The sequence below is a fragment of the Comamonas guangdongensis genome (genome assembly GCF_041079535.1).
Taxonomy (GTDB): Bacteria; Pseudomonadota; Gammaproteobacteria; order Burkholderiales; family Burkholderiaceae_C; genus Comamonas; species Comamonas guangdongensis.
Genome location: NZ_JBFYGN010000004.1, coordinates 59,880 through 85,044 on the forward strand (window position 1 = coordinate 59,880; position 25,165 = coordinate 85,044).

The window sequence follows — 25,165 nt, forward strand, 5'->3', positions numbered from 1 at the left end:
CTCCGCTTGCCCCGAAATACCCCGAAGTCTTGAGAAAATCCGTGACATGACCGATTTCCACGCCGAATATGCCCCCGCCGCGCCGCCGGCCCAGTTGCCGCGAGCGCCGCTGAGCCTGAGCTGCGTGGTGCCGGCCTATAACGAACAAGCCAATCTGGAAGGCTTTCTGCGCGCTCTGGCGCAGACCGTGCAGACACTGACGCCCGATTTCGAGATCGTGGTGATCAACGACGGCAGCCGCGACGGCACGCACGAGCTGGCCATGCACCTGGCGCAGGAGCTGCCGCTGCGCTATCTGGCGCTGTCGCGCAACTTCGGCAAGGAGGCCGCGCTGTCCGCCGGCATAGACCACGCCCGCGGCAATGCGGTGCTGCTCATCGACGCCGACTTCCAGCATCCGCTGGAGATGCTGGCCGAGATGCATGCGCTGTGGCAGACCGGCTACGACATGGTCTACGGCGTGATTGCCAACCGCGGCGCCGAAAGCGGCGCCAAGCGCCTCGGCACCGAGCTTTTCTACCGGCTGATGAATTCAGGCAACCCGGTCCAGCTGCCGCCCAATGCCGGCGACTTCCGCTGGATGGACCGCAAGGTGGTCGATGCGCTCAAGGCCTTGCCCGAAAGCAATCGCTTCATGAAGGGCCTGTACGCCTGGGTGGGCTTCAAGACCGCGGCCCTGCCCTTTGTGCCCAAGGACCGGGCCGCGGGCAGCTCCAGCTTCAATCTGCGCCGCCTGGGCTCGCTGGCCCTGCTCGGGCTGACCTCCTTCACCACGCTGCCGCTGCGCGTCTGGAGCATGGTGGGCGCCGTGATCTCCCTGATCGCACTCAGCTACGGCCTGTGGATTGCGGCCGAAGCCATGTTTCTGGGCAACCCGCTGCGCGGCTGGCCCACGCTGGCGGCCAGCATCATGCTGTTCTCCGGCGTGCAGCTGCTGTCCATAGGCATTCTGGGCGAGTACATAGGGCGCATCTACGACGAGGTCAAGCGCCGCCCCATCTACCTGGTCGCCCATGACGAGGACCACAGTCCTCTGCGCGAGAAATCGTGATTTCGGACCTGTTGCAAGCGCTGCGCAGGCTGCCGCAGCTGCTCCAGTTCGTCCTGGTCGGAGGCGCGGCGGCGGCCACCCATCTGGCCGTGGTCGGAGCCCTGGTCGCGTTCACGGGCCTGGCGCCGCTGTGGGCCAATGTGCTGGCGTTTCTGGTGGCTTTTGTGGTCAGCTACAACGGCCATGCGCTGCTCACTTTTTCCGAGGCACGCGCACGTGGCTGGGCCGTGGTGGCACGCTATTTTGCCGTGGCCAGCCTGTCCTTCGCGGCCAATGAGCTGCTCTACTACATCGCGCTGAACTGGCTGCATTGGCACTACTTCTGGAGTCTGGCCGCGGTGCTGGTGCTGGTTGCGGTCGGCACTTTTGCCATGAGCAAGTTCTGGGCCTTCAGGTCGCACAGCACAGCATGAGCCATACCCCCTCCCGCAGCATTCTGCTGTGCGCCGACGATTACGCTCTCCACCCCCTGGTGGACGATGCCGTGCAGCAGCTGGCGCTAGCGGGCCGCCTGTCCGCCACCAGTTGCATGACGACTTCGCCGCGCTGGCCCGAGGCCGCGGCCGGCCTCAAGAGCCTGCGCCCCCAGCTGTCGGTCGGGCTGCATTTCAATCTGACCGAAGGCCATGACGGACAACATGCTGCACAGGCGCTGGGCTCGGTGATCCGTCAGGCCTATGCCCGACAGATGCCGCAGGCGCAGATGCGCGCGGCCTGGCGCGAGCAGCTCGATGCCTTCGAGCAGGCCATGGGCACGCCCCCGGACTTTATCGACGGCCACCAGCATGTGCACCAGTTGCCCGGCCTGCGTGAAGCCATGCAGGCCGAACTCCAGGCCCGCTATGCAGGGCCCGAGATGCCCTGGGTGCGCTCCACCGCCCCCGCGGCCGGTCTATGGCGCAGCCCCAAGGCCGCCATCATCGCCCTGCTCGGCGGCTGGACGGCCACGCGCCGGCTGCGCAGCGCCGGCATCCCCATGAACCATGGTTTCGGCGGCGTCTACGGCTTTGATGCCGCGGATGCGGCTGGCTATGGCGCGCAGATGGCCGGCTGGCTGCCGCATATGGCCGACGGCGGCCTGCTGATGTGCCACCCGGCCAGCGGCGTGGTGGAGGGCGATGCCATAGGCAGGCAGCGCCCCGTGGAGTTCGAGTATCTGATGTCCGACGCCTTTGGCGCGCTGCTGCAGCGCCAGGGCTGCCATATCCATCAGGGCCCCATCCAACTGGGCTAGGACTTCTGGGCCTGGGCCCGCATCTGGGCCACCACGCGCTCGAAGACGCGCCAGAAGGCGGCGTCCTGCGTGGTCGCGAAATTGATGCGCATGCAGGTGCTGGAGCCCCGGCTGGCATGGAACATGGCACCGGGGGCAATCATGTAGCCCTGATCCAGCAACAACTGGGTCAGCACCTCGGTATCCACACCGGTATCCACCCAGCCGAACATGCCCGCAGGCTCGGCCACGAAGCGGCAGCCGGCCTGCTGGGCCAGCGCCACGCTGCGCGTGCGCGCCTGGGCCAGATGCTGGCGCAGCCGCTCGGCATGGCGGCGCAGCTGGCCTTGCTCCATGCACAGGGCCAGCGCCTGCTCCATGGGGGTCGGCGTGGACAGGGTGGACAGCAGCTTGGTGTCCAGCAGTCTTTCGACCAGCTCGGGCGGCGCCGCCAGATAGCCCAGACGCCAGTTGGGCACCAGCACCTTGGCAAAGCCGCTGATATAGATGCTGCGCTGCAGCCGGTCCAGCACCGTCACGCGCGGCGCATGATCGGGCGCGATATGGCAATAGGTATCGTCCTCGACCACATAAAAGCCGTGGCGCTGCGCCATCTGCAACACCTCGTGGGCGCTGGCGGCGCTCAGGCTGTAGCCCGTGGGGTTGTGCAGCACGCTGACGCTCACATAGAGCTTGGGGGCCATGGTTTCGCAATAGCGCTGCATCACGGCCATGTCCGGCCCCTCGGGCCCGCGCGGCACCGGCAGCACGCGCATGCCCATGGCGGCCAGGCGCGCATATTCCACGGCCCAGCCGGGCTCTTCCACCATCACCGGATCGCCGGGCTGCAGCAGGGAGCGGCTCACGATATCCAGCGCCTGGGTGGCGCCCATGGTGGTGATGATCTGGCCCGGCGCGGCCGCAATGCCTATGCGCTGCAGGCGCCGCGCCAGAGCCTCGCGCAGGCTGTTGTCGCCCATGGGCTCGCCGTAGCGCACCAGGGATGAGCGCAGCGCCGGGCCGCTGGTGACCTTGCGCATGGCCGCCACCAGAAAACCCGCATCCAGCCATTCGGCGGGCAGCACCCCGGCTCCGGGCTGGGGCTTGCCGGCCACGCTCTCCACAAACATGCCGCGGATCAGCATGGTGGCGTTGATGCGCGTGCCCGGCGGGATGCCTACCGGGGTATTGATCGCTCCCTCATTGATAGCTAACTGCGCCTTTCCCTCCTGCGTTTGAAGCGGATTTTGCACAATGTCGCGCACAAAGAAGCCGCGTTGCGGCCTGGCCTCGACCAGTCCCTGGGCCTGCAGCAGGTCGTAGGCGGCCACCACCGTGTACGGACTCACGCCTTGCTGGCGCGCACATTCACGCACCGAAGGCAGGCGCGCGCCCGCGGGCAGCAGCCGCGTGCGTATGCGCTCGGCCAAACGCTCGGCCAGCTGCTGGGTCAGGGTCAGTGCCGCCTGGCGGGACAGGGAAATGGACATGGGGCGTAGGCAAGATGAACTGTATTGAACTCGGCACCAATACAGAAGCCATAATTGTGAGACTGTCTGTATTGGTACTGTAATGGTCTCAAGCGTATATTGAGTCCATCAACCTCGCTTGGCCGCCCTCTACACAGGGCTATGGCCGCGGCCCGCGGCCTCACCGGCCGCAGACCACCCAGTCGCAATTGCCCGCCAGCCCACACAGGCAAACCGTGCCGCGACACAATAAGCCCACTTGCTGGTGCATAGTTGCAGCGCCACCCGCGCGACAGCTATTGAAAAAGAGCCCCAAGCTCCGGCCGGCACATGCCCGACAACGGCGTGAGAACGCACAATGGCCAGCCCCGCCCGGGCTGGCAACGTAGAGATCGAGTACTGTTTTATGACAACCTGGACGCTGGCAGAACGTGCTGCCAAGATGAATTCCTCCGCCATCCGCGAAATCCTCAAGCTGACCGACCGCCCCGGCATTATCAGCATGGCTGGCGGCCTGCCCTCCCCCAAGGCCTTCCCCCTGGATGCGTTTACCGAGGCCTGCCAGGCCGTGATGCAGCGCGATGGTGCCGCAGCCCTGCAGTACTCGACCACCGAAGGCTTTGCCCCGCTGCGCCAGGCGATTGCCGACTTCCTGCCCTGGAACGTCGATCCCGAGCAGATACTGATCACCACCGGCAGCCAGCAGGCGCTGGACCTGATCGGCAAGGTGTTCCTGGACAAGGGCAGCCGTCTGCTGGTCGAAAAGCCCACCTACCTGGGTGCGCTGCAGGCCTTCACCCCCATGGAGCCTGTGGCCGTGGGCGTGGACAGCGACGACGAAGGCATGCTGATCGAGGACTTTGCCAAGCAGATCGGCAGCGGCGCCGACAAGGCCCGCCTGGCCTATGTGCTGCCCAACTTCCAGAACCCCACGGGCCGCACCATGAGCGATGCGCGCCGCCAGGCTCTGGTGGAAAAGGCCAAAGAACTGGACATTCCGCTGATCGAGGACAACCCCTACGGCGACCTCTGGTACGAACAGGAGCCTCCCCTGCCCCTGGCTGCACGCAACCCCGAGGGCGTGATCTATATGGGCTCGTTCTCCAAGGTGCTGGCTCCCGGCCTGCGCATCGGCTTCATCGTCGCGCCCAAGTCCGTGTACGGCAAGCTGACCCAGGCCAAGCAAGCTGCCGACCTGCACACCCCCAGCTTCAACCAGCGCGTGGTGGCCGAGGTCATCAAGGACGGCTTCCTGGACCGCCATGTACCCACCATCCGTGCCATGTACAAGGCCCAGCGCGATGTGATGCTGATGGCGCTGGAGCGCGAGATGGCCGGCCTCGACGTGAAGTGGACCCGTCCCGTGGGCGGCATGTTCCTCTGGGTCAAGCTGCCCGCAGGCATGGACGCCCAGGCCTTGCTGGCCAAGGCCGTGGAGCGCAATATGGCTTTTGTGCCCGGCGCGCCCTTCTACGCCGGCGATGCGCAGAACAACACGCTGCGCCTGTCGTATGTGACGGTGTCCGCCGAGCAAATCAACACCGGCATCAAGTCGCTGGCTGATGCGATCAAGGCAAGCTTGTAACTGGTAACCCCCCCTGAGGCGCTGACGCGCCTTCCCCCTCTCTCTTCGGGAGGGGGACGACAGCCTCGCCGTGAGGCGGCTCTTGCTCGCTGTCTCTGATATACGATGGCAAGCTCCATGCTCTATCAACCGGCCTGACACGAACCTCCGTGCAGCGCCGGTTTTTCTTTTTGCCGACAATCGCTGCCCATGTCTGCCAACGCCTCCACCAGCCCCATCTCCCGTCCCTATATGACCGTGGACGTGTTCACGCAGACCGCTCTGCTCGGCAACCCCGTGGCCGTGGTGCTGGGCGCCGATGGACTGAGCGATGCGCAGATGCAGGCCTTTGCGCGCTGGACCAATCTGTCGGAAACCACGTTTGTGCTGCAGCCCAGCGCTGCAGCGCTGGCCGCCGGAGCCGACTACCAACTGCGTATCTTTACGCCCGCGGGCGAGCTGGCTTTTGCAGGCCACCCCACGCTGGGCAGCTGCCATGCCTGGCTGGCCCAGGGCGGCCAGCCGCGCAACCCCGAGCAGGTGCTGCAGGAATGCAAAAAAGGCCTGGTGGCCATTGGCTGCGATGCGCAAGGCGCTCTGTTTTTCGAAGCACCCTCACTGGACTCCCAGGAGGTTTCCGCGGAAGAGCTGACACCCGTGCTGCAGGCCCTGGGCCTGGAGCGTGAACAGCTGCTGATGGCGCGCAGCCTCCATAACGGATCGCCCTGGCTGGGTCTGCTGCTCGATCACCCGGACACCGTGCTGGGCGTGGAGCCCGATTTTGCAGCGCTCAGAAAGCTCGATGCCAAAGCCGGCCTGGCAGCCATTTATGAGGTGGAAGAGGATGCGCCGCTGATCGGCCGCTCCAGCCGCGAAGCCCGTGCCTTTGCCAAACAAGCTGAAGAAGCAGCTCAAGAAAAAGTGAGCTCGGCACAGCCACGCCTGGAAGTGCGCGCCCTGATCGGTGAGACCGCCAGCGAAGACCCCGTGACAGGCAGCCTGAATGCAGCTCTGGCGCAGTGGCTGACGGGTGAGGGCCTGCTGCAGACACCCTATATCGCCGCGCAGGGCGTGTGCGTTGGCCGCGACGGGCAGGTTCATGTGCAGACCGCTGCCAACGGCAAGCTCCGGGTGGGCGGCCATACGGTAACCGTCACCTCAGGCCGCGTCCTGCTTTAAACCTCGGGGTCGGTTCAGAGCTAAACCGGCGTCATCCGGCAGATCTGGTCGGCCATGGTTTCGGCCTCCTGCGCGTTGTGCGTGACCAGGATTGCGGTCTGGCCGGCCGCACGCAGAATATCGCGCACCTCCAGCGTCAGTCGCTCGCGCGTGGCCGTATCGAGATTCGAAAACGGCTCATCGAGCAGCAGCAGGGCCGGCGCCGGGGCCAGAGCCCGCGCCAGTGCAATGCGCTGCTGCTGCCCGCCCGAAAGCTCATGCGGGAACTTGCCGCCCGCACCGGCCAGGCCCACCACCGCCAGCAACTCCAACACGCGCCGATCGCGCTCGGCCCTGGCCATACGGCGCAGGCCGAAGCCCACGTTCTGCTCTGCCGTCAGGTGCGGGAACAGGCCGTATTCCTGAAACATCATGCCCACATGGCGCTGCTCGGGCGGCAGGTGAACCTTGGGTCCGGAGAGCAGGACTTCGCCCAGATGGATGCTGCCCGCGCGCACCGGCTCGAAACCCGCGATGGCGCGCAGCACCGAGGTCTTGCCGCAGCCCGAGGGCCCGAGCAGGCTGGCGATATGGCCCGCGGGCACCTGCAGATCAAAACCCTGCAGCACGGTGTGCAGGCCTTCGGGGCTGTCATAGCCCAGCTGCAGCTGGGAGATCTGTAGAGAGGCGGTCATGCAATCACTTCATCAAGACTGAGGCAAAACAGGCTCAGGCAGGACGACTGCCTCGGGAGGCCGGCCGTTGCTGCATTCTTGTTTGCACAAGTCCTGTTCATCCTATTCATATTCAATAGCTGCTTGCGCAGTACCCATATACGTCTCCGGCACTTTTCATGCATTGTCAGTGTGCCCCCACCGAAGGCTGGGTACGCGCCAGCAGCATCACGGGTATCAGCCCCACAGCCACGATGCACAAAGCGGCGATCGCACCCTCCTCATAGGTGCCGCGCGCGGCCTCGGCATACAGCCAGGTGGCCAGGGTGTCGAAGTCCGCGGGGCGCAACAGCAGCGTGGCCGGCAACTCCTTCATCGCGTCCACGAACACCAGCATGGCACTGGTCGCCATGGCCGGGCGCAGCAGCGGCAGGTGCACGCGGCGCAGCGTTCCCAGACGGCTTTCGCCCAGCAGGCGCGAGGCCTGCTCCAGCGTGGGCGGGATACGCGCCAAACCGGCCTCTATGCCGCCCACGGGCATGACCAGAAAGCGGATCACGCAGGCAGCCACCAGCACAATGCCCTGGCCCATCAGCGGCAGCCCCTCGATGCCGAACAAGCGGGCAAAACCGGCGTCCAGCGCCAGCGCGGGCGTGAGCAGGCCTATGGCCAGCACCGTGCCCGGCAGCGCATAGCCCAGGGCCGCCAGCTGCGCGGGCCAGCGCGACGGCGCTCGCGTGCTGATGCCGGTGCGCGTCGCCCAGGCCACGATCAGTCCCGCGGCCACGGCCAGCAGCGTCACCCCCAGCGCCAGTCCCAGCGTGTTGAGCAGGCTAGAGACTAGGCCCTCGGACACGCCCGAGCCCTGCACAAAGCGTTTGCCGCTCTCCCAGGCCAGATAGGCCGCGGGCGCCACAAAGCCGATGATGACCGGCAGGCTGCAGGCCAGCAGGGCCAGCAGCGCGCCGCCGCCGCGCAGGCGGTGCGGCGTCATGGCGCGCATGCGCTGGGCCGAGCCAAAGCGCTGGCGGCTGCGGCCCTGGCGCTCCAGCCAGACCAGGGCCACCACGGCCAGCAGCATGGAGCAGGCGATCTGCGCGGCGCCCGCGAGGTCGGAGCGCGTGATCCAGGTCGTATATACCGACACCGTGAGCGTGTGCACGCCCAGAAACTCCGAAGCGCCGATATCGTTGAGCGCCTCCAGCAGCGCCAGGCTCAGGCCCACGGCCAGCGCGGGGCGCGCCATGGGCAGGGCCACGCGGCGGAAAGCGCCCCAGCGGGTCTCGCCCAGCGAACGCGCGGCCTCGAGCAGATGCGCGGGCTGGGTCATGAACATGGCCCGCGCCGTCATATAGACATAGGGGTAGAGCGTGAATCCCAGCACGAAGATCGCGCCGCCCATGGAGCGCAGGTCCGGCAGCCGCCACTGGCGCGGACTGTCATAGCCCAGCAGCCAGCGCAGCGCGCCCTGCACCGGGCCTATGGGGTGGAGCAGGTCCAGATAGGCAAAGGCCACGATATAGGCCGGCATGGCCAGAGGCAGCAGCAGCGCCCACTGCAGCACGCGCCGCCCCGGAAAGTCATGCGCCGTCACCAGCCAGGCACAGCCCGTGCCGACGATGAGCACCAGCAGCCCCACGCCGGCCAGCAGCCGAGCCGTATTGGCCGCGGCGTCGGGCAGCACATAGCGCAGCAGATCCTGCCAGTGCGCCCAGTCCGCCCCCAGGGCCAGCCAGGCCAGCGAGGCAATGGGCGCCAATACCCCCAGCGCGATCATCCAGCTTGCGCCCTGCCACACAGGCCCTACGGGCCGCAGCCCCGAACGAAGAAAAGAAAACATCAAGAAGAAAAAAGAAGGACGGCTCTTCAAGCAGACAGACCCCATGAAGGGGCCTCAAAACCATGGCGCAACACTCGACAGAGCACGCCCAATCTCAGAGATGCCGAGCAAGAGCCGACTCGCGGCGAAGGCATCGCCCCCTCCCATAGCGCGCAGCGCGTAGTGAGAGGGGAAGCGGCGGGGCCGCCCAGGCACGGCCGCTCAGGGGTGCTTACTTGTCGTATCCAACTTTGTCCACCAGCGCGCTGGCCTGCTTGCGGTATCTGGCGATCTCGGTCAGCGGCAGCGGGTCGATCTTGATCTCGCCTATGCTGCGCGCCACCACCGGGTCCAGGGCCACGCCCTTGCGCACCGGGTACTCGTAATCGGCCTGGGCATACATGTTCTGGGCGGACTCGGACACCAGGAACTCCAGCAGCTTCACGGCGCGCTCGCGGTTGGGGGCATGCTTGGCCACCGAGGCGCCGCTGATATTGATATGGGTGCCGCCATTGGCAGCTCCGAACACGGGCTTGACCACCTGGATGGCATCCCCCCATTTGCGCGCATCCGAGCCTTCCTTGGCCGACTTCATATGGCCCACGTAATAGCTGTTGCCCAGGCCCACATCGCAGATGCCGCCGAGGATGTCGCGCGCCACATCGCGGTCGCCGCCCGTGGCCTTGCGCGCCAGATTGGCCTTGACGCCCTTGAGCCACTGCTCGGTCCTGGCCTCGCCATCGTGGGCGATCATGGCCGCGACCAGTGCCGTGTTGTAGGGATGCTGGCCGGCACGGCTGCAGACCTTGCCCTTCCACTTGGGGCTGGCCAGATCCTCGTAGCGGAAGGCGCCCAGCTTCAGATCCTTCTCCGCATACAGCACGCGGGCGCGCATGGACAGCGCAAACCACTGGCTGCCCGCATCGCGCAGCTGCGCGGGAATCGCCGATTCCAGCACCGACGACTTCACGGGCTGGGTCACGCCGGCGTCGACCAGATCCAGCAGATTGCCAATGTCCACCGTCATCAACACATCGGCGGGGGAGCGCTCGCCCTCGGCCCTGACGCGCTCCAGCAGGCCATCCTTGACGAACACCGTCTTCACGCCGATCTTGGTCTGGGCCGTGAAAGCGGCCAGCAAAGGCTGGATCAGCGCGGGTTCACGCGTGGTGTAGAGCGTGATCTCATCCTGCGCGGCATGGGCGGCCGAAACGCACAGGCTGGCAACGGCGGTCAAAGCAATCAAGGGGCGTCGGAACATTCAGGTCTCCAGAGAGAGAAAAAGGTTGGCGAGCAAGCGGCGCACAGGCCGCAAAAAAATTGCTCCACCTCGCGGCGGAGCATTGCTTGAGAATCGCTCTCATTATCTTAACCAAACTCAGCTACAAACGGTTTCACAACCCCAGCGCTGCATACGGACAATGGGCTGTCGCCCAAGCGCCAGCGCGTCGCGGGCATGACAGCGCGGCGCAAAAGCCCGGCTCAACATCCGCCCCATGGGAACCCTCTATCTTGTGCGCCACGGCCAGGCCTCGTTTGGCGCCGACGACTACGACCAACTCAGCGAACGCGGACAGGCCCAGGCCCTGCGCCTGGGCGAGTACTGGCGCGAGCGGGGGCTGAAGTTCGACGCCGTCTATACGGGCACGCTCAAGCGCCATAGCCAGACCTTGGCGGGCATCGTCCAGGGTCTGGGTGAAGGCTCGGACCTGCCCGTGCAGAACCGCCCCGGCCTCAACGAATACGACAGCAAGGCCTTGCTGCACGCGATCCACCCCGCGCCCCTGCCCAAGCCCGACACGCCCGAACTCTACCGCCACCACTTCCGCCTGCTCTGTGACGCCCTGTCCCAGTGGATGGGCGGCACCATCAGCCCCGCAGGCATGCCGGACTGGAACGGTTTCTCGGACGGCGTGCACCAGGTGCTGGAGGAGGTGCGCCACCGCCACAGCGGCCAGAACGTGCTGCTGGTCAGCAGCGGCGGCCCCATCTCCACGGCCATGGGGCAGGTGCTGGGCACGGCGCCCGAGGTGACGATCGCCCTCAATATGCGGCTGCGCAATATCGCGGTGACGGAGTTCAGCATCAGCCCCAAGCGCTTGATGCTGCAGAGCTTCAACACCCTCAACCATCTGGACAGCGACCAGCACCGCAGCTGGATCACCAGCGCCTGATCGACCCCAGGCCCAGCGTGGTAGTGCGCGGTACGCTACAAATCCTGCATGTCTGAAGCCACACTCCAGCTGGATAAAGCAGCGCTCACGCTGACCGTGGGGACCGAGCAGCACCGGCTGCCCATAGGCATTGCCGGCCTGAGCCAGGCCTTTGGCCGGCGCATGCCCGATGCGCTGGCGCTCGAAAACGCGATCGCCGATGTCGAGGACGCCATCATGCCGGCCGCGCGCCATCTGCCCGCCGGCACCCGCGCCCTGGGCACCTCTAACCCTTTGCTGCTGCAGCTGATGTGCAGCGCCACCGGCGATCCCCAGGCCCGCAGCGCCAGCCGCGAGGCCATAGAGGCCCTGTTTTCGGCCCTAGCCCGCCAAGCCCAGCAGCCGGGCTATCGCGATGCGCAGATGCCGCAGACACCCGAGGCCGCGGCGGCACTGCTGGTGCTGCGCGAATGCCTGCACCACTGGGGCATCCTGGAGCTGCGCGCGCTCTGAAGCCCTCTGTTTACGGCATAGCTGGCAGAACGTTTTTCAACTGGGTGAGTCCCGGCTTTTGGGCCAAACTGCGCCCATTGAATTGCCAAGACAGAGAGACAAGCATGAAACGTCGCCACTTCACCCAATCCCTGATAGGTGCCGCAGCGGGGGCTGCGCTGCTCACAGGGTTTGCCGCCCAGGCCCAGGGGCTGTCCAGCCGCCCCATCCGCATCGTCGTGCCCTTTGGCGCGGGCGGCGTGGCCGATGTGACGGCCCGCGTGGTGGCCCAGCAGCTGTCCAGCCAGCTGGGTCAGCCCGTGGTGATAGACAACAAGCCCAGCGCCGGCGGCATCGTGGCCGCAGACACCGTGGCCAAGTCCGCGCCCGACGGGCACACGCTGTTTCTGATGTCCAACGGCAGCGCCGTCACGGCCAATCTGTTCAACAGCCTGCCCTTCGACATGGTCAAGGACTTCACGCCGATCTCCACGCTGGGCTATTTCGACATCGGCGTGATCACCGATGCCAAATCCCCGTTCAAGAACCTGGGCGAGCTGGTCGGCTACGCCAGGGCCAACCCGGGCAAGCTCAACCTGGGCAGCATCAACGTGGGCAGCACCCAGCATCTGGCGGCCGAGCTGTTCAAGACCACGGCCGGCGTGGACATGCAGATCGTGCCCTTCAACGGCACGCCGGCCGTGGTGACCGCGCTGCGCGGCAAGCAGATCGATGCGGCCGTGGAAATCCTCACCCCCATCATGGGCCAGATCAACTCCAAGGCCGTGAACCTGCTGGCCATCACCGGCGACAAGCGCTCGCCGCTGCTGCCCGGCGTACCCACGGCCCAGGAATCCGGCGTCAAGGGCTTTGTCGCCTCGTCCTGGAATGCCCTGGCAGCACCCTCCAGGACCCCGGCCCCGGTGATTGCACGCCTGAGCCAGGAAATCACCACGGCGGTGAACCATCCCGAAGTGGCCAAGAAGCTGCGCGAACTCAATGTCCAGGCCCAGGCCGGCACGCCGGAGCAGACCGCGAAGCTGCTGCAGACCGAAATCAAGCGCTGGGGCGAGGTGATCACGGCCGCCAAGATCCCGAAACAATAAGCTCCCCCTGTGGCGCTAACGCGCCTTCCCCCTCTCTGGTGCTTCGCACCGGAGGGGGACGACAGCCTCGCTGCGCGGCGGCGCTTGCTCGCTGTCTCTTTGTGGGATCGCGCCAGCTCCTAGGGCATCTGCAGTGGCTGCGGCTTCTGCCCTACGGTGTCTGCGGGCAGATCATGAATCTCGCCCAGCAGCCTGACCAGACCTTCTGCTGCGGACTGCACCACCTTCGCGCCACGCTCGACCGTGGCGGCCGCGGCGTTGCCCACGGCGCCCGCGGGGTTGTAGTCCTCCATGGCCCAGCCCAGCTTGGCGCTCCTGCCGTTGCCTATCAGCCGGTACTTCTTGGCGCGGTCCTCGGAGGTGGAGGCGAAATTCTGCGCGCGCTCCATGTGCACGCTCTGCGGCGCCAGATGCAGCATCATCGAGGTCTCGACCTCGCCGCCGTGGATGCCGAAGCGGTGCTCATGGGCGCAGAACTGCCGATTGGCCTCGTCGTCGACCAGGCCGAACCAGCTGGCGCTGTAGACCAGCAGCCCATGGCGGATGCGCAGCTCGCGCGCGACGATGTCCATCACGCTGACCTGGCCGCCATGGCCGTTGAGCAGCAGCAGCTTCCTCACCCCGGCGCGCGCCACGCAGGCGCCCAGCTCCGTCCACAGCGCCAGCAGCGTGGCGGGCTGCAGGCTCAGGGTACCCGCGTAATTGCTGTGCTCCACCGACAGGCCTATGTTCTGCGGCGGCAGGAACAGCACGGGCAGACCGGCCGGCAGCAGCGGCAGGGCTTCGGCGATCACGCCCTCGGTCAGGCTGGCATCCACCGACAGCGGCAGATGCGGCCCATGCTGCTCCACGGCCCCCACGGGCAGCACGGCCACGGTGTCGGCCGCCAGCCCATTGCCCTGCGCCAGCGCAAAGTCGTAGGCCGAGACCTGGGCCCAGAAGCGCGACGGCCAGCGCGCCGCGGAAGACGGGATATTGCTCATGCCGCCATCGTAGCCGCCTCCGCAGGATGCCGACACGACTCGGGCCGCAGGCCTCACAATCGGACGATGTCCGAAGCTTCCGCAAGCGTCCAGCGCCAGGACGCAACCCATGCCAAACCCAGGTCACCGACCCGGGATCTGACCCAGGGCCCCATCGCCAGCACCCTGCTGGTCTTTGCGCTGCCCATTCTGGCCGGCAATGTGCTGCAGTCGCTCAACGGCTCGGTCAATGCCGTCTGGGTCGGCGGCCACCTGGGCGAGGCCGCGCTGACGGCCACCGCCAATGCCAACAACATCATGTTTGCGCTGATCGGCGCGATGTTCGGCATCAGCATGGCCACCAATATCCTGATCGCCCAGTCCATGGGCGCGCACGACATAGGCCAGGCCAAGCGCATCCTGGGCAGCAGCGCCACCTTCTTCGCCATGATCTCCACGCTGGTCGCGCTGCTGGGCTGGCCGCTAGCGCGCCACCTGATGCTGTGGATGAGCACGCCCGAGGCCGCCCTGCCCCTGGCCGAGTCCTATCTGAAGATCATCTTCCTGGCCCTGCCCATGCTGTTCATGTTCACCTTCGTGACGGCAGCCCTGCGCGGCGCCGGCGATACCAGAACGCCGTTCTGGTTTCTGCTGCTGGTCGTGGTGCTGGACATGGCCCTCAACCCGCTGCTGATCTTTGGCTGGGGCCCCGTGCCGCGGCTGGGCATCCAGGGCTCGGCGCTGGCGACCCTGATCGCCAACGGCCTGAGCTTCGTGGCCCTGGTCTCCTGGCTGCGCTGGCGGCGCCATCCGCTGTGGATAGGGCGCAGGCAGTTAGGCCTGTTCCTGCCCGATATGGCGATAGTGCGCACCCTGGTCGTCAAGGGCCTGCCCATGGGCATGCAGATCGTGATGATCTCGCTGGCCATGATTGCCATGATCTCCCTGGTCAATGTGCATGGCGTGCAGACCGCCTCGGCCTATAGCGCGGCGCTGCAGCTGTGGACCTATGTGCAGATGCCGGCCATGGCCATAGGTGCGGCCTGCTCCTCCATGGCCGCGCAGAACGTCGGCGCCGGCCTGTGGAGGCGGGTGAACGCCACGGCGCGTGCCGGCATGCTGGGCAACATCGCGATGACGGGCGGGCTGATCGTGCTCATCGTGCTGCTGGACCGCCTGGTGCTGGGCTGGTTTCTGCCCTCCGGCAGCGCCTCGCTGGAGGTCGCGCGCCATCTCAACCATATCGCCATCGGCTCCTTTCTGTTCTTCGGCGTGACCTTTGTGCTGGCCGGCGTGGTGCGCTCCACGGGCGCCGTCATGGCGCCGCTGCTCATCCTGGCCATCGCCATGTGGGGCATACGCGTTCCCCTGGCCCGGTGGCTGCAGCCCATGCTGGGTGTCGATGCGATCTGGTGGAGCTTTCCCATCAGCTCCCTGTGCTCCATGCTGATGACGCTGACCTATTACCGCTGGGGCAACTGGCGCAGGGCGGCCATGCTGCCACGCAGCATGGCCGCCTCTCGGCCGAGGCCCGCCGCAGAAACGGCGACGGCCGATGCATTACCCGAAGGCGCCAAGGCCGAGCCGGCCCTGACCGCAGACAAATAGCGGCGCGGCATCTCATGCAGGCTTAATCCCGGCTCGCGATACTGGGGCCGCCCCCGCGCTTCCGGAACCAAATCACCGCCTCAGGCTCTCATCAAGGTCATGCAGTCCGCACATTTTTCAAGCCACGCCCGTCGCCAGCCGCTAGTGCTCTGGCTGTTCGCCCTGTTTTTGATAGCTGCCAGCGCAATATCCACCAGCGCTTTTGCGCAAATTCATCTCAAAACCACGAGCACCGCCGCCGTGGTGCAGACGCCCCGGGTGCGCGCTGAGCTGGTCGCCCAGGCGCCCGAAGGCGTGGCCGCGGGCCAGACGTTTTGGCTGGGCCTCAAGCTCGAGCATGAGCCTGGCTGGCACACCTACTGGAAGAATGCGGGCGACTCCGGCCTGCCTACCGAGCTGCAGTGGCAGCTGCCCGCGGGCCTGAGCGCCGGACCCATAGACTGGCCCGTGCCCAACGCCCTGCGCGTGGGCCCGCTGGTCAACTACGGCTACGAGAAATCCGTGCTGCTGCCCGTGCCCGTCAAGGTTGCCGCCGACTTCAAGGCCCCGGCCTCGGGCATGGTCGAGGTGCGGCTGTCGGCCAGCTGGCTGATCTGCCGCGTGGAATGCATTCCCGAGAACGGCGAATTCACGCTGCAGATTCCAGTCCAGGGCACGACGGCGACCAACAGCGAGGACTTTTCCAAGGCCCAAGCGCAGCAGCCTGCCAGCCTCAAGGAGCAGGGCCAGGCCATCGTCAAGCCCGACGGCGGCAGCGCCAAGCTGCCCGATGAGCGCCTCAGCCTGCGCGTGCCCGGCCTGCCCGAGGCACTGAAGGGCAAGGCTCTGGAGTTCTATCCCGAAAATGCCGAGACCTTCAAACATGCGGCCGAGTCCGGCAAGGACTGGCAGCAGCGCTGGGAGGGCGATACCTGGGTCGCCGAAGGCCTGCCGCTGTCCGAACTGCGCGGCGACACCCCCAAGCAGCTGGCCATAGTGCTGGCCCTGCCTGCGGGCGAGCGCGCCGCGGCGCTGGACAAGGGCGAAGCCGCCGCCTGGCGCAGCACGCTCGATGTGGCAGGGCAGTGGACGCCGGCGACCGTCGCCAGCGTCTCGCCGGCCCTGGCCGCCGCGCTGGAGGCCAACAAGGCTTCGGCCTCCATGCCGCCTTCCGCCCAGGCAAGTGCCACCGACCTCTGGGCCGCGCTGCTGGGAGGGCTGATCGGCGGCCTGATCCTCAACCTCATGCCCTGCGTATTCCCGGTGCTGGCCATCAAGGTGCTGGGCTTTGCGGGCCATGGCCAGAGCCGGCGCGCCCAGCGCCTGGGCGGTCTGGCCTATGCGGCGGGCATGGTGCTGTCCTTTCTGGCCCTGGGCGCCCTGCTGCTGGGCCTGCGCGCCGCAGGCCAGCAGCTGGGCTGGGGCTTCCAGCTGCAGTCGCCCGTGGTCGTGGCGCTGCTGGCCGCGCTGTTCACGCTGCTGGGCCTGAACCTGGCGGGCTTTTTCGAGTTCGGCAATATGCTGCCCGGCAGGCTGGCCAGCCTGCAGCTGCGCAACCCCGTGCTGGACTCCTTTCTCTCAGGCGTGCTGGCCGTGGCCATCGCCTCGCCCTGCACGGCTCCGTTCATGGGCGCCTCGCTGGGCTTTGCGATCGACATGCCCATGGCGCAGGCGCTGACCGTGTTTGCGGCCCTGGGCATAGGCATGGCCCTGCCCTATGTGCTGGCCAGCTTCGTGCCTGCCGCGGTCGGCTGGCTGCCCCGGCCCGGCGCCTGGATGCAGACCTTCCGCCATGCCATGGCCTTTCCCATGTTTGCCACCGTGGTCTGGCTGGTCTGGGTGCTAGGCCATCAAAGCGGTGTGGACGCGGCGGCAGCTCTGCTGGCCCTGCTACTGGTTCTGACGGCGCTGATCTGGGCCCTGAGCCTGGTCGGCAGAAGCCGCGTCGTGCTCACCGGCCTGGCCCTGCTGCTGACCGCTGGCATCGGCTATCACGCCCTGCCGCTGCTCGGCGCCCAGCCGCCTGCCGCGGCGCAAAGCGAAGCCGGCGAACTCTGGCAGCCCTGGTCGCCAGAAAAGGTCCAGTCGCTGCAGGCGGCCAATCGCCCCGTGTTCGTGGACTTCACCGCCGCCTGGTGCGTGACCTGCCAGGTCAACAAGCGCACCACGCTGAACAGCGCCGAAGTGCTGAGCGCCTTCGAGCAACACCAGGTGCAGCTGCTGCGCGCCGACTGGACGCGCCAGGACCCGGCCATCACCCAGGCCCTGTATGCACTGGGCCGCAACGGCGTGCCCGTCTATGTGCTGTATGCGCCGGGCAAGCCTCCCGTGGTCATGACCGAGCTGCTCACCAAGAGCGAGGTTCTGGATGCGCTCAAACTGCTGTAGGCACAGCAGCCATCCTCTGGCGCGGACGCGGCAAACGGTCTAGACTGGAACTGCCCACAACCCAGGCGCCACCGCAGTTTTCTGCTCTTGCCCGCCTTGCATGCGTCGACCGCTGCGGCCCGCCGGAACCACAAGGAGGTGAGCCATGCCTGCCGACGCCACCCAACACCCCACCCACAAGCAACGCCATTTTTTGCGCGCTCTGGCGCTGGCCAGCTTGGCGATCGCAGGCCTGGCCCTGCCTTTCGTCTGGGACGTTCTGGCCGCCATCAACGAGCTGCCCAAGATGGCTTGGCTGCAGCATGTTCTGGCCCTGATGCCGGCCGCCAGCTGGCTGATGATGTTTGTCTGGGGCGGCGCCATTCCCCTGGTGCTGCTGCTGAACGCGCATCAGACGCCGCCGCACAAGCTGCGCACCATCGTCGAGATGCTGGTGCTGATGTGGATTGCCATCACCTGGTATGTGCATATGCCGGCCAGCAGCCAGTGCAGCATTCTTTACGAGCACTGGAGCCTGGCCTGCTCCGTCCTGCAATGGGCTTACAGCCTGAGCCTGGGTCTGGCCACCGCCGCCTATGTCTTCATCATGCTGGGCCTGGGAGTTTCGGCTCTGGGCCTGTTCGCCGAAGGCCTGGACGATGAAACGGCCCACGCCTCGTGAACGCGGCGCTGGCCATCGGGTCTGCGGCATGGCCGCAGACTTTTTCCTGCCTCCCAAGCAGACGCGGTGAAGGCCGGCGAAGCCGCTGAGCCGAATCTCAGCTCTTGCCGCGGCCAAACAGGCGGCGATAGCGCGACGGCAGATCCTGCATGCGCATCATGATGGGCAGATCCGCCGTGTTGAAGTCGCTGTCCCAGGCCGGCGCCCCCAGCACCTTGGCACCGGCGCGCAGATAGCCCTGGATCAGCGCCGGCGGCTCCACCTTCAGCGTGTCCATGGCGACGTCGCTGATATGGGCGAGCTCCTCGGGCAGGGCCACGCGGGGGCGGACCTGGAGCTCGGGCTCGGCCAGATGGCTGTGGCGCAGTTGCTGCCAGATGCGCGCCGGGCCTTCGCCATGGGCCAGGCCCGGGTACTGCATGGGAATGCTGGCACAGCCGACCATGGCCTCAAGCCGATTGCGCTGCATGAATTCGGCCAGTGCCGCCCAGAGCGCGAGAATCACGCCACCCTGGCGGTGTTCCGCGTGCACACAGCTGCGGCCCAGCTCCACCATCTGGCCGCGCCAGGCATTGATGGGCGTCAGGTCGAACTCCTGATCGCTGTACAGGCCGCCGGCGCGCAGCGCCTGGGCGGGTGTCAGCAGACGATAAGTGCCTATCACCCGGTCCCGCTCTTCGTCGCAGACCATCAGGTGTTCGCAGAAATCGTCGAAAGCATCGATGTCGTGGCCGGCCACCGGAGTCGGCAGCACGGCGCCCATCTCCTCGGCGAACACCTGGTAGCGCAGGCGCTGGGCCTGGCGGACCTCATCCAGATGGTGTGCCCAGCGCACCTGCAGGCGCAAAGCGGGTGCCGGTGCGGGGCGGGAAGAAAGCGGGGCAAGTGCTGACTGCGGTGCGGTGATGGCCTGCTTGTTCAGCGCATCAAGTACCTCGGGATGCCTCATGTCTGCTTTCCTCTCAGTGTTGGACGCAGTTGGCGGCCTGCCTGTGCCACACGGTGTGTCTGCGTGCCGTCATTGTGGAAAACCGAGATGAAGCCTGCGCGTCACTTCCATGACGCTTGCATGACATGGGGCAACAAAAAACGCAGCCCCAAGGCTGCGTTTCAAGCACGAGAGCGGCAGCTCAGACGGTTTCGGCCGCCTTGTTGCCCATGCCCAGATAGGTTTCGATGATGCGCTGGTCGCCCAGCAAATCCCGGGCCTGGCCCGTGAGCGCCACGGCCCCCATCTCCAGCACATAGGCGCGGTCGGCCACCTTGAGCGCCGCGCGCGCGTTCTGCTCCACCAGCAGCACCGAGACCCCATGGTTGCGCAGGCTGGCCACCACCTGCAGCACCTCCTTGACGATCAGCGGCGCCAGGCCCAGAGAAGGCTCGTCCAGCATCAGCAGGCGCGGCCTGGCCATGAGCGCGCGGCCTATGGCCAGCATCTGCCGCTCGCCGCCCGAAAGCGTGGAAGCCAGCTGCGCCCGGCGCTCCTTGAGGCGCGGGAAGATGGCGAAGACCTCTTCCATGCGTGCGCCCTGGTCGCGCTGGCCCTTGCGCCACAGCGAAAAACCGCCGAGCAGCAGATTGTCTTCCACCGACATCTCGCCGAACAGCTCGCGCTTTTCGGGCACCAGGGCCACGCCATGCGCCACCATGGCCTCCACCGAAGGCCGGGCAATGCGCTGGCCGTCGAGGGCGATCTCGCCCCTGGAGGCCAGCAAACCCATGGCCGCGGACAGCAGCGTGGTCTTGCCCGCGCCGTTGGGGCCGATCACGGTCACGATCTCGCCGCAGCGCACCTCCAGGTCGACCTGGTGCACGGCCTCCACGGGGCCGTAGGAGACGCAGAGGCCGCGCAGCTCCAGCAATTTCTGCTCGCTCATGCTGCGGCCTCCTCGTCGTCGCCACCGCCCAGATAGGCATCCAGCACGCGCTGGTTCACCTGTATCTCGGCGGGCTTGCCCGTGGCGATCACGCAGCCGAACTCCAGCACCGTGATGCGGTCCGCCAGATTCATCACAAACTCCATATCGTGCTCCACGACCAGAATTCCCAGGCCTTCGGCGCGCAGCTGGCGCAGCAGGTCGGCCAGCGCCTGCTTCTCCAGGTGGCGCAGACCCGCGGCCGGCTCGTCCAGCAGCAGGGCCGCGGGCTGGCCGGCCAGGGCGCGCGCGATTTCCACGATGCGCTGCTGCCCCAGCGCCAGCGAAGCCGCAGGCAGGTCGGCGTAGGCACCCAGGCCGCAGCGCTCGATCTGCTTGCGGGCCTCGGCCAGCAGCGCCGCTTCCTCATGCCGGTCCAGACGCAGCATGGAGGCGATCCAGCCCTTGTGGGCGCGCCGGTGCGCGCCCAGAGCCACGTTCTCCAGCACCGAGCGCTGACCGAGCAGGCGCACATGCTGGAAGGTACGACCCAGGCCCAGCGCCGCAAACCGGCGCGAAGGCGCATCGCCCATGACCTGGCCCATGAGCTGGACCTCGCCCTCGGTGGGCGAATCCACGCCCGAAATCATGTTGAAGAAGGTGCTCTTGCCCGCGCCATTGGGGCCGATCAGCGCATGCACCTCGCCGGCCTTGAGGCTCATGGACACATTGTTGTTGGCCACCAGTCCGCCAAAGCGCTTGATCACATGCTCGGCTTGCAGAAGCACCGTGCCTGCGGCCGGCAGGACACGCCGGTCCAGCGGCCTGGGTTCGGCGCGCAGCTTGTTTTCGGGCCGGTGGATCAGCCCGGCCGTCAGCCGCTGCAGCGTGGGCCAGAGCCCTTCGGCAAAACGCTGCAGCACCAGCACCATCAGCAGGCCGAAGACGATGGTCTCGAAGTTGCCGTTGCTGCCCAGCAGCGCGGGCAGGATGTCCTGCAGCTTTTCCTTGAGCAAGGTGATGATGGCCGCACCCAGCACGGCGCCCCAGAGGTGGCCGGCGCCACCCACCACGGCCATGAACAGGTATTCGATGCCGATGTTCAGATTGAACGGCGCCGGGCTCACGAAACGCTGCATATGCGCATACAGCCAGCCCGACAGCGTGGCCAGCAGGGCCGCCAGCACGAACAGCTTGATGCGGTAGCGCGCGGTGTTCACGCCCATGGATTCGGCCATGATCTGCCCGCCCTTGAGCGAGCGTATGGCACGGCCCTCGCGCGAATCGAGCAGGTTGTGCAGCAGCCACATGGCCTGCAGCATCACGGCCCAGATCACCACACCTATGGTGCGCGACGAAGACAGATCCAGGCCCGCGATCTTGATGGCCGGGATGCCGGTCAGCCCGGTCTGGCCGCCCAGGAACTCCATATTGCCGAACAGGTAGTACAGGCTCAGGCCCCAGGCGATGGTGCACAGCGGCAGATAGTGGCCCTGCAGCTTCACCGTCACCGAGCCCAGCACCCAGGCCACGGCAAAGGTGATGACAAAGCCCAGCAGCAGGCCCAGCCAGGGCAGGGCCTGCGTTCCCAGCAGACCGCCCAGCGCGCTGGCGGCCAGGGGCGAGGTGCAGACCCAGGCCGTGGCATAGGCGCCAACACCCACGAAAGCGGCCTGGCCAAACGAGGTCATGCCGCCCACGCCTGTCAGCATCACCAGCCCCAGGGCCACCATGGAATAGAGGCCTATGTAGCACAGCACCACCACCGTGAAGTCGGGCAGAAAGCTCCAGACCGCGGCCAGCAATGCCAGCGCGATCACCGTCAGCAGGCGTGCGCTGACCAGGCCCTGGCGCACCGGCTGCGCCGCCGCCAGGGATGCGGGCCGAGAAGACACGGGCGAACTCATTCTTCTTCCTCCACATGGTGGCTGTTACGCGAGCGCCACCACAACACCGGGATGATCAGGGTAAAGACCAGCACCTCCTTGTAGGCACTGGCCCAGAACGAGGAAAACGCCTCGAGCAGGCCCACCAGGACGGCTCCCGCCAGCGCCAGCGGATAGCTGGCCAGTCCGCCCACGATCGCCGCCACAAAGCCCTTGAGGCCGATCAGAAAGCCGGTGTCGTAGTAGACGGTGGTGATGGGCGCAATCAACAGGCCCGAGATGGCGCCGATCAGGGCCGCGAGTGCAAAGCTCACGTCGCCGGCCAGCCCCGTGGGAATGCCCATGAGGCGTGCGCCAACGCGATTGATGGCCGTGGCGCGCAAGGCCTTGCCCACCATGGAGCGGCCAAAGAAGGCAAACAGCGCGAACACCAGCAGAATGGCCACGCCCACCACGACCAGGGCCTGGCCGGAAACAGGGATCTCGCCCAGCTGGAACGAGGCTTCCGAAAATGCCGGTGTGCGCGATCCTTCGGCTCCGAAGAAAACCAGGCCCAGCCCCACCAGCACGCCGTGCATGGCCACGGAAACAATGAGCAGGCTGAGCACCGTGGCATTGGCCAGCGGCCTGTAGATCAAACGATACATCAGCGGCCCCATGGGCGTGATGATGGCCAGCGTGGTCACGGCCTGCAGCAGCAGCGACGAGGGACGCAGACCATAGGCCAGCGCAAAGGCCAGGCCCGGAGCCGCGACGGTCCAGAACAGCGAGGCCTGCCAGCTGACCTCGCGCCCCGAGCGGTAGCGGATCACGTCCAGCACCAGCACGATGGCGGCCACGGCCAGCAGCAGCCAGAGCGTGGAAGGCACACGGCCGGTCTGCATCATGGCCAGTGTCAGGGCCCCGAAGGACACAAACTCTCCCTGCGGAATGAAGATGACGCGGGTAACGGAGAAAACGAGCACCAAAGCCACCGCCAGCAGCCCATAGATGGCGCCGTTGACAATGCCGTCCTGCCCTAGCAGCAAGGCGATCTGCAGATCCATGATTGAGACTTTCGCTAAAGCCGCCCGCGCCCCGCCCGGCCTGTAAGCACTAAGGCCCCAGGCGGGAGGAAGGCGCTATGGGCGTGACGGGCTCAGGGCTGGTATTTCCAGGTGCCGTTTTCAATCTTGACCATCACCACGCCGTGCTGGATGCCCAGGTGGTCCGTGGGCGCCATGGTGAATACGCCGTGCGCGCCGGCAACGCCCTTGGTCTTCTCCAGCGCCTCGCGCAGTGCTGCGCGGAACTCGGCCGTGCCGGGCTGACCCTTCTTCAGCGCCTCGGGCACAGCGGCCTCCAGCACGCGGCCGGCATCCCAGGTGTGACCACCGAAGGTGGCGGCGCTGCCCTTGCCGTACTTGGTCTCATAGGAGTCCACATAGGCCACGGCCGTCTTCTTCACGGGATGGGAGTCGGACAGCTGATGCGCCACCAGCACCGGGCCCGCGGGCAGCAGCGTGCCCTCCACATCCTTGCCACCCACGCGCAGGAAGTCGGCGTTGGCCACGCCGTGCGTCTGGTAGTAGCGGCCCTTGTAGCCGCGCTCCTTGAGGGTCTTTTCCGGCAGGGCCGCCGGCGTGCCCGAGCCGGCCACCAGCACGGCATCGGGTTTGGCGCCCATGATCTTGAGCGCCTGGCCCGTCACCGAGGTATCGGTGCGCGAGAAAGCCTCGGTGGCCACCAGCTTGATGCCCTTGGCCTCTGCGGCCTTCTTGAATTCCTGCAGCCAGCCTTCGCCGTAGGCATCGTTGAAGCCGATGAAGCCCACGGTCTTGACCCCGCTCTTGGCCATGTGCTCGGCGATGGCGCCGGCCATCATGCTGTCGTTCTGCGGCACCTTGAAGACCCACTTCTTCTTGTCGTCCATGGGCTCGATGATCTTGGCCGAAGCGCCCAGCGTGATCATGGGCGTCTTGTTCTCGGACACCACATCGATCATGGCCAGCGAGTTGGGCGTGGTGCTGGAGCCGATGATGATGTCGGCCTTGTTTTCGCTGATCAGCTTGCGGGTGTTGGAGACGGCGGCGGTGGTGTCGGAGGCGTCGTCCAGAATCACATAGTTGACCTTCTGGCCGCCCATGGTCTGGGGCATCAGGGCCACGGTGTTCTTTTCCGGAATGCCCAGCGAGGCGGCCGGCCCCGTCGCCGAAACCACGACCCCCACGGTGATGTCCGCCATGGCGGTACCCCAGACGGCGGCCAGAGCCGCGGCCACCAGACCCAGTTTTGCGAAGCGCTTCATGCTTGTCTCCTATTGAAGTTTTCCTGCACAGAAATCACAACCGCCACACCAGTGGACGGCGGCCTGTCCGCAAGAGGATGGCCGCTCTGTTTGCCGCTGGTCGCATTTGGCGCCGTAGAGCACCACAATTTATCTTGGTAACTAGTTTTTGACCAGCCCTTTTTCAGACTTGGTGATCGGGGTTTTTACGGCCCCGATGCCACCCATAAACAGGTCCGCCACCACGGGCGCCATGTCCTCATGGTCGAGGGCTCCGCCGGAACGCAGCCAGGTGAACATCCAGTTCATCATGCCAAACAACAGCATGGTCAAGGCCTTGGAAAGCCCGGCCTGGTCCAGGTCGGGGCGGATTTGCAGCAGAGTCTCGCTGAAGCCCGCGACCAGGGCGCGCTCCTTGTCCAGCACCCGCTGCCTGTCGTCGGCCTGCAGATGGCGCACGCTTTCCGTCAGCACGCGGTGCGCGCTGGTCGCCTGCGCATATTCGCGCACAAAGCGCTGAATCAGGCCGCGCAGGCGCTGCTCGGCGGACAGCTGGGACTCGGCCCTGACCTCGCTCTCGAGTGCCTGGAGACGCGTCAGATGCGCGTCGCAGATCTCCAGCAGCAGCGCATATTTGTCGCGGAAATAGTGGTAGATGGCAGGCTTGGACAGGCCGCAGGCCTGGGCCACCTCGTTCATGCTGGTCGCGGCATAGCCCTGGCTGGCAAACAGCGCTGCCGCCTGTTGCAGGATCTGTTCACGCTGCTCGTCGTAGCCGGCCGCACGCCCCCTAGCCATGCTCCCACCCCCGAACGGCATCCGCCTGTTGAATACTCATATCCGCTTGCCGTGCTTTCGAT

The 25,165-nt window shown here is 66.4% G+C and carries 22 protein-coding genes; 11 read left to right on the forward strand and 11 right to left on the reverse strand.

The window, feature by feature from the left end; genetic code table 11:
* Positions 1 to 46 precede the first annotated feature (46 nt).
* The 3 genes from AB6724_RS04570 to AB6724_RS04580 are packed head-to-tail and all read left to right on the forward strand — an operon-like array spanning position 47 to position 2,285.
* Positions 47 to 1,051: a glycosyltransferase family 2 protein gene (locus tag AB6724_RS04570; protein WP_369337332.1), complete on the forward strand. Its 1,005-nt coding sequence runs from the start codon at positions 47 to 49 to the stop codon at positions 1,049 to 1,051.
* On the forward strand, positions 1,048 to 1,464 hold the full coding sequence (locus tag AB6724_RS04575; RefSeq protein WP_439329825.1) for a GtrA family protein: 417 nt from the start codon (positions 1,048 to 1,050) through the stop codon (positions 1,462 to 1,464). The genes AB6724_RS04570 and AB6724_RS04575 overlap by 4 nt, the downstream gene beginning before the upstream one ends.
* Positions 1,461 to 2,285, forward strand: a complete 825-nt coding sequence (locus AB6724_RS04580; RefSeq protein WP_369337333.1) for a ChbG/HpnK family deacetylase — start codon at positions 1,461 to 1,463, stop codon at positions 2,283 to 2,285. Before AB6724_RS04575 ends, AB6724_RS04580 begins: the two co-directional genes overlap by 4 nt.
* On the opposite strand, the gene AB6724_RS04585 is transcribed toward AB6724_RS04580, so the two are convergent.
* Complete coding sequence (locus AB6724_RS04585; RefSeq protein WP_369337334.1) at positions 2,282 to 3,754, reverse strand: aminotransferase-like domain-containing protein; 1,473 nt, start codon at positions 3,752 to 3,754, stop codon at positions 2,282 to 2,284. The two genes, AB6724_RS04580 and AB6724_RS04585, sit on opposite strands and share 4 nt — an antisense overlap.
* A 385-nt stretch (positions 3,755 to 4,139) precedes the next feature.
* On the opposite strand from AB6724_RS04585, the gene AB6724_RS04590 reads away from it, so the two are divergent.
* The gene (locus AB6724_RS04590; RefSeq protein WP_369337335.1) at positions 4,140 to 5,318 is read left to right on the forward strand and encodes an aminotransferase-like domain-containing protein; all 1,179 of its coding nucleotides are present in this window, start codon (positions 4,140 to 4,142) and stop codon (positions 5,316 to 5,318) included.
* Positions 5,319 to 5,549: 231 nt separating this feature from the next.
* Entirely contained in the window at positions 5,550 to 6,476 is a 927-nt protein-coding gene (locus AB6724_RS04595) for a PhzF family phenazine biosynthesis protein (protein WP_439329828.1), read from the forward strand.
* Positions 6,477 to 6,496: 20 nt separating this feature from the next.
* Here the strand turns inward: AB6724_RS04595 and AB6724_RS04600 are convergent, their stop codons facing one another.
* The 3 genes from AB6724_RS04600 to AB6724_RS04610 form a co-directional block, all read right to left on the reverse strand.
* Positions 6,497 to 7,150: an ABC transporter ATP-binding protein gene (locus AB6724_RS04600; protein ID WP_369337337.1), complete on the reverse strand. Its 654-nt coding sequence runs from the start codon at positions 7,148 to 7,150 to the stop codon at positions 6,497 to 6,499.
* 166 nt (positions 7,151 to 7,316) lie between these two features.
* Positions 7,317 to 8,969 carry an ABC transporter permease gene (locus AB6724_RS04605; protein ID WP_369337338.1) on the reverse strand — a complete coding sequence of 551 codons (1,653 nt, stop codon included), beginning with the start codon at positions 8,967 to 8,969 and terminating at the stop codon, positions 7,317 to 7,319.
* Positions 8,970 to 9,180: 211 nt separating this feature from the next.
* The gene (locus AB6724_RS04610) at positions 9,181 to 10,209 is read right to left on the reverse strand and encodes an extracellular solute-binding protein (protein WP_369337339.1); all 1,029 of its coding nucleotides are present in this window, start codon (positions 10,207 to 10,209) and stop codon (positions 9,181 to 9,183) included.
* 235 nt (positions 10,210 to 10,444) lie between these two features.
* Between AB6724_RS04610 and AB6724_RS04615 the strand changes: the two genes are divergently transcribed.
* The 3 genes from AB6724_RS04615 (at position 10,445) to AB6724_RS04625 (ending at position 12,699) form a co-directional block, all read left to right on the forward strand.
* Complete coding sequence (locus AB6724_RS04615; protein WP_369337340.1) at positions 10,445 to 11,122, forward strand: histidine phosphatase family protein; 678 nt, start codon at positions 10,445 to 10,447, stop codon at positions 11,120 to 11,122.
* Between the two features lie 48 nt (positions 11,123 to 11,170).
* Positions 11,171 to 11,614 carry a hypothetical protein gene (locus AB6724_RS04620; protein ID WP_369337341.1) on the forward strand — a complete coding sequence of 148 codons (444 nt, stop codon included), beginning with the start codon at positions 11,171 to 11,173 and terminating at the stop codon, positions 11,612 to 11,614.
* Between the two features lie 104 nt (positions 11,615 to 11,718).
* Positions 11,719 to 12,699: a Bug family tripartite tricarboxylate transporter substrate binding protein gene (locus AB6724_RS04625; protein WP_369337342.1), complete on the forward strand. Its 981-nt coding sequence runs from the start codon at positions 11,719 to 11,721 to the stop codon at positions 12,697 to 12,699.
* A gap of 119 nt (positions 12,700 to 12,818) precedes the next feature.
* Here AB6724_RS04625 and AB6724_RS04630 read toward each other — a convergent pair whose 3' ends face one another.
* Positions 12,819 to 13,682, reverse strand: a complete 864-nt coding sequence (locus AB6724_RS04630) for a creatininase family protein (RefSeq protein ID WP_369337343.1) — start codon at positions 13,680 to 13,682, stop codon at positions 12,819 to 12,821.
* Positions 13,683 to 13,748: 66 nt separating this feature from the next.
* On the opposite strand from AB6724_RS04630, the gene AB6724_RS04635 reads away from it, so the two are divergent.
* The 3 genes from AB6724_RS04635 to AB6724_RS04645 all read left to right on the forward strand — a co-directional run bounded on the left by AB6724_RS04635 (position 13,749) and on the right by AB6724_RS04645 (position 18,297).
* Positions 13,749 to 15,269, forward strand: coding sequence for an MATE family efflux transporter (locus tag AB6724_RS04635; RefSeq protein ID WP_369337344.1), 1,521 nt, complete (start codon positions 13,749 to 13,751; stop codon positions 15,267 to 15,269).
* A gap of 99 nt (positions 15,270 to 15,368) precedes the next feature.
* Positions 15,369 to 17,636 (forward strand): protein-disulfide reductase DsbD family protein, encoded by a 2,268-nt coding sequence (locus AB6724_RS04640; protein WP_369337345.1) that lies wholly within the window; start codon positions 15,369 to 15,371, stop codon positions 17,634 to 17,636.
* 145 nt (positions 17,637 to 17,781) lie between these two features.
* Positions 17,782 to 18,297: a hypothetical protein gene (locus tag AB6724_RS04645; RefSeq protein ID WP_369337346.1), complete on the forward strand. Its 516-nt coding sequence runs from the start codon at positions 17,782 to 17,784 to the stop codon at positions 18,295 to 18,297.
* 97 nt (positions 18,298 to 18,394) lie between these two features.
* Here AB6724_RS04645 and AB6724_RS04650 read toward each other — a convergent pair whose 3' ends face one another.
* The 6 genes from AB6724_RS04650 to AB6724_RS04675 all read right to left on the reverse strand — a co-directional run bounded on the left by AB6724_RS04650 (position 18,395) and on the right by AB6724_RS04675 (position 25,103).
* The gene (locus AB6724_RS04650) at positions 18,395 to 19,246 is read right to left on the reverse strand and encodes a GNAT family N-acetyltransferase (RefSeq protein WP_369337347.1); all 852 of its coding nucleotides are present in this window, start codon (positions 19,244 to 19,246) and stop codon (positions 18,395 to 18,397) included.
* A 181-nt stretch (positions 19,247 to 19,427) separates the two neighbouring features.
* Positions 19,428 to 20,174: an ABC transporter ATP-binding protein gene (locus tag AB6724_RS04655; RefSeq protein WP_369337348.1), complete on the reverse strand. Its 747-nt coding sequence runs from the start codon at positions 20,172 to 20,174 to the stop codon at positions 19,428 to 19,430.
* Positions 20,171 to 22,060: a branched-chain amino acid ABC transporter ATP-binding protein/permease gene (locus tag AB6724_RS04660; protein WP_369337349.1), complete on the reverse strand. Its 1,890-nt coding sequence runs from the start codon at positions 22,058 to 22,060 to the stop codon at positions 20,171 to 20,173. Before AB6724_RS04660 ends, AB6724_RS04655 begins: the two co-directional genes overlap by 4 nt.
* Positions 22,057 to 23,085 (reverse strand): branched-chain amino acid ABC transporter permease, encoded by a 1,029-nt coding sequence (locus AB6724_RS04665; protein ID WP_369337350.1) that lies wholly within the window; start codon positions 23,083 to 23,085, stop codon positions 22,057 to 22,059. The genes AB6724_RS04660 and AB6724_RS04665 overlap by 4 nt, the downstream gene beginning before the upstream one ends.
* A gap of 92 nt (positions 23,086 to 23,177) precedes the next feature.
* Positions 23,178 to 24,326: an ABC transporter substrate-binding protein gene (locus AB6724_RS04670; RefSeq protein ID WP_369337351.1), complete on the reverse strand. Its 1,149-nt coding sequence runs from the start codon at positions 24,324 to 24,326 to the stop codon at positions 23,178 to 23,180.
* A gap of 141 nt (positions 24,327 to 24,467) precedes the next feature.
* A complete protein-coding gene (locus tag AB6724_RS04675) occupies positions 24,468 to 25,103 on the reverse strand; it encodes a TetR/AcrR family transcriptional regulator (RefSeq protein ID WP_369337352.1) in 636 nt (211 codons plus the stop codon).
* Positions 25,104 to 25,165: the final 62 nt, after the last annotated feature.

Coding starts and splice junctions, on each gene's coding strand:
- AB6724_RS04630 (WP_369337343.1), bottom strand. CDS start 13,682: ATGAGCAATATCCCGTCTTCCGCGGCGCGCTGGCCGTCGCGCTTCTGG.
- AB6724_RS04675 (WP_369337352.1), bottom strand. CDS start 25,103: ATGGCTAGGGGGCGTGCGGCCGGCTACGACGAGCAGCGTGAACAGATC.
- AB6724_RS04605 (WP_369337338.1), bottom strand. CDS start 8,969: ATGTTTTCTTTTCTTCGTTCGGGGCTGCGGCCCGTAGGGCCTGTGTGG.
- AB6724_RS04650 (WP_369337347.1), bottom strand. CDS start 19,246: ATGAGGCATCCCGAGGTACTTGATGCGCTGAACAAGCAGGCCATCACC.
- AB6724_RS04610 (WP_369337339.1), bottom strand. CDS start 10,209: ATGTTCCGACGCCCCTTGATTGCTTTGACCGCCGTTGCCAGCCTGTGC.
- AB6724_RS04620 (WP_369337341.1), top strand. CDS start 11,171: ATGTCTGAAGCCACACTCCAGCTGGATAAAGCAGCGCTCACGCTGACC.
- AB6724_RS04640 (WP_369337345.1), top strand. CDS start 15,369: ATGCAGTCCGCACATTTTTCAAGCCACGCCCGTCGCCAGCCGCTAGTG.
- AB6724_RS04600 (WP_369337337.1), bottom strand. CDS start 7,150: ATGACCGCCTCTCTACAGATCTCCCAGCTGCAGCTGGGCTATGACAGC.
- AB6724_RS04635 (WP_369337344.1), top strand. CDS start 13,749: ATGTCCGAAGCTTCCGCAAGCGTCCAGCGCCAGGACGCAACCCATGCC.
- AB6724_RS04625 (WP_369337342.1), top strand. CDS start 11,719: ATGAAACGTCGCCACTTCACCCAATCCCTGATAGGTGCCGCAGCGGGG.
- AB6724_RS04615 (WP_369337340.1), top strand. CDS start 10,445: ATGGGAACCCTCTATCTTGTGCGCCACGGCCAGGCCTCGTTTGGCGCC.
- AB6724_RS04580 (WP_369337333.1), top strand. CDS start 1,461: ATGAGCCATACCCCCTCCCGCAGCATTCTGCTGTGCGCCGACGATTAC.
- AB6724_RS04595 (WP_439329828.1), top strand. CDS start 5,550: ATGACCGTGGACGTGTTCACGCAGACCGCTCTGCTCGGCAACCCCGTG.
- AB6724_RS04585 (WP_369337334.1), bottom strand. CDS start 3,754: ATGTCCATTTCCCTGTCCCGCCAGGCGGCACTGACCCTGACCCAGCAG.
- AB6724_RS04660 (WP_369337349.1), bottom strand. CDS start 22,060: ATGAGTTCGCCCGTGTCTTCTCGGCCCGCATCCCTGGCGGCGGCGCAG.
- AB6724_RS04655 (WP_369337348.1), bottom strand. CDS start 20,174: ATGAGCGAGCAGAAATTGCTGGAGCTGCGCGGCCTCTGCGTCTCCTAC.
- AB6724_RS04570 (WP_369337332.1), top strand. CDS start 47: ATGACCGATTTCCACGCCGAATATGCCCCCGCCGCGCCGCCGGCCCAG.
- AB6724_RS04645 (WP_369337346.1), top strand. CDS start 17,782: ATGCCTGCCGACGCCACCCAACACCCCACCCACAAGCAACGCCATTTT.
- AB6724_RS04665 (WP_369337350.1), bottom strand. CDS start 23,085: ATGGATCTGCAGATCGCCTTGCTGCTAGGGCAGGACGGCATTGTCAAC.
- AB6724_RS04670 (WP_369337351.1), bottom strand. CDS start 24,326: ATGAAGCGCTTCGCAAAACTGGGTCTGGTGGCCGCGGCTCTGGCCGCC.
- AB6724_RS04590 (WP_369337335.1), top strand. CDS start 4,140: ATGACAACCTGGACGCTGGCAGAACGTGCTGCCAAGATGAATTCCTCC.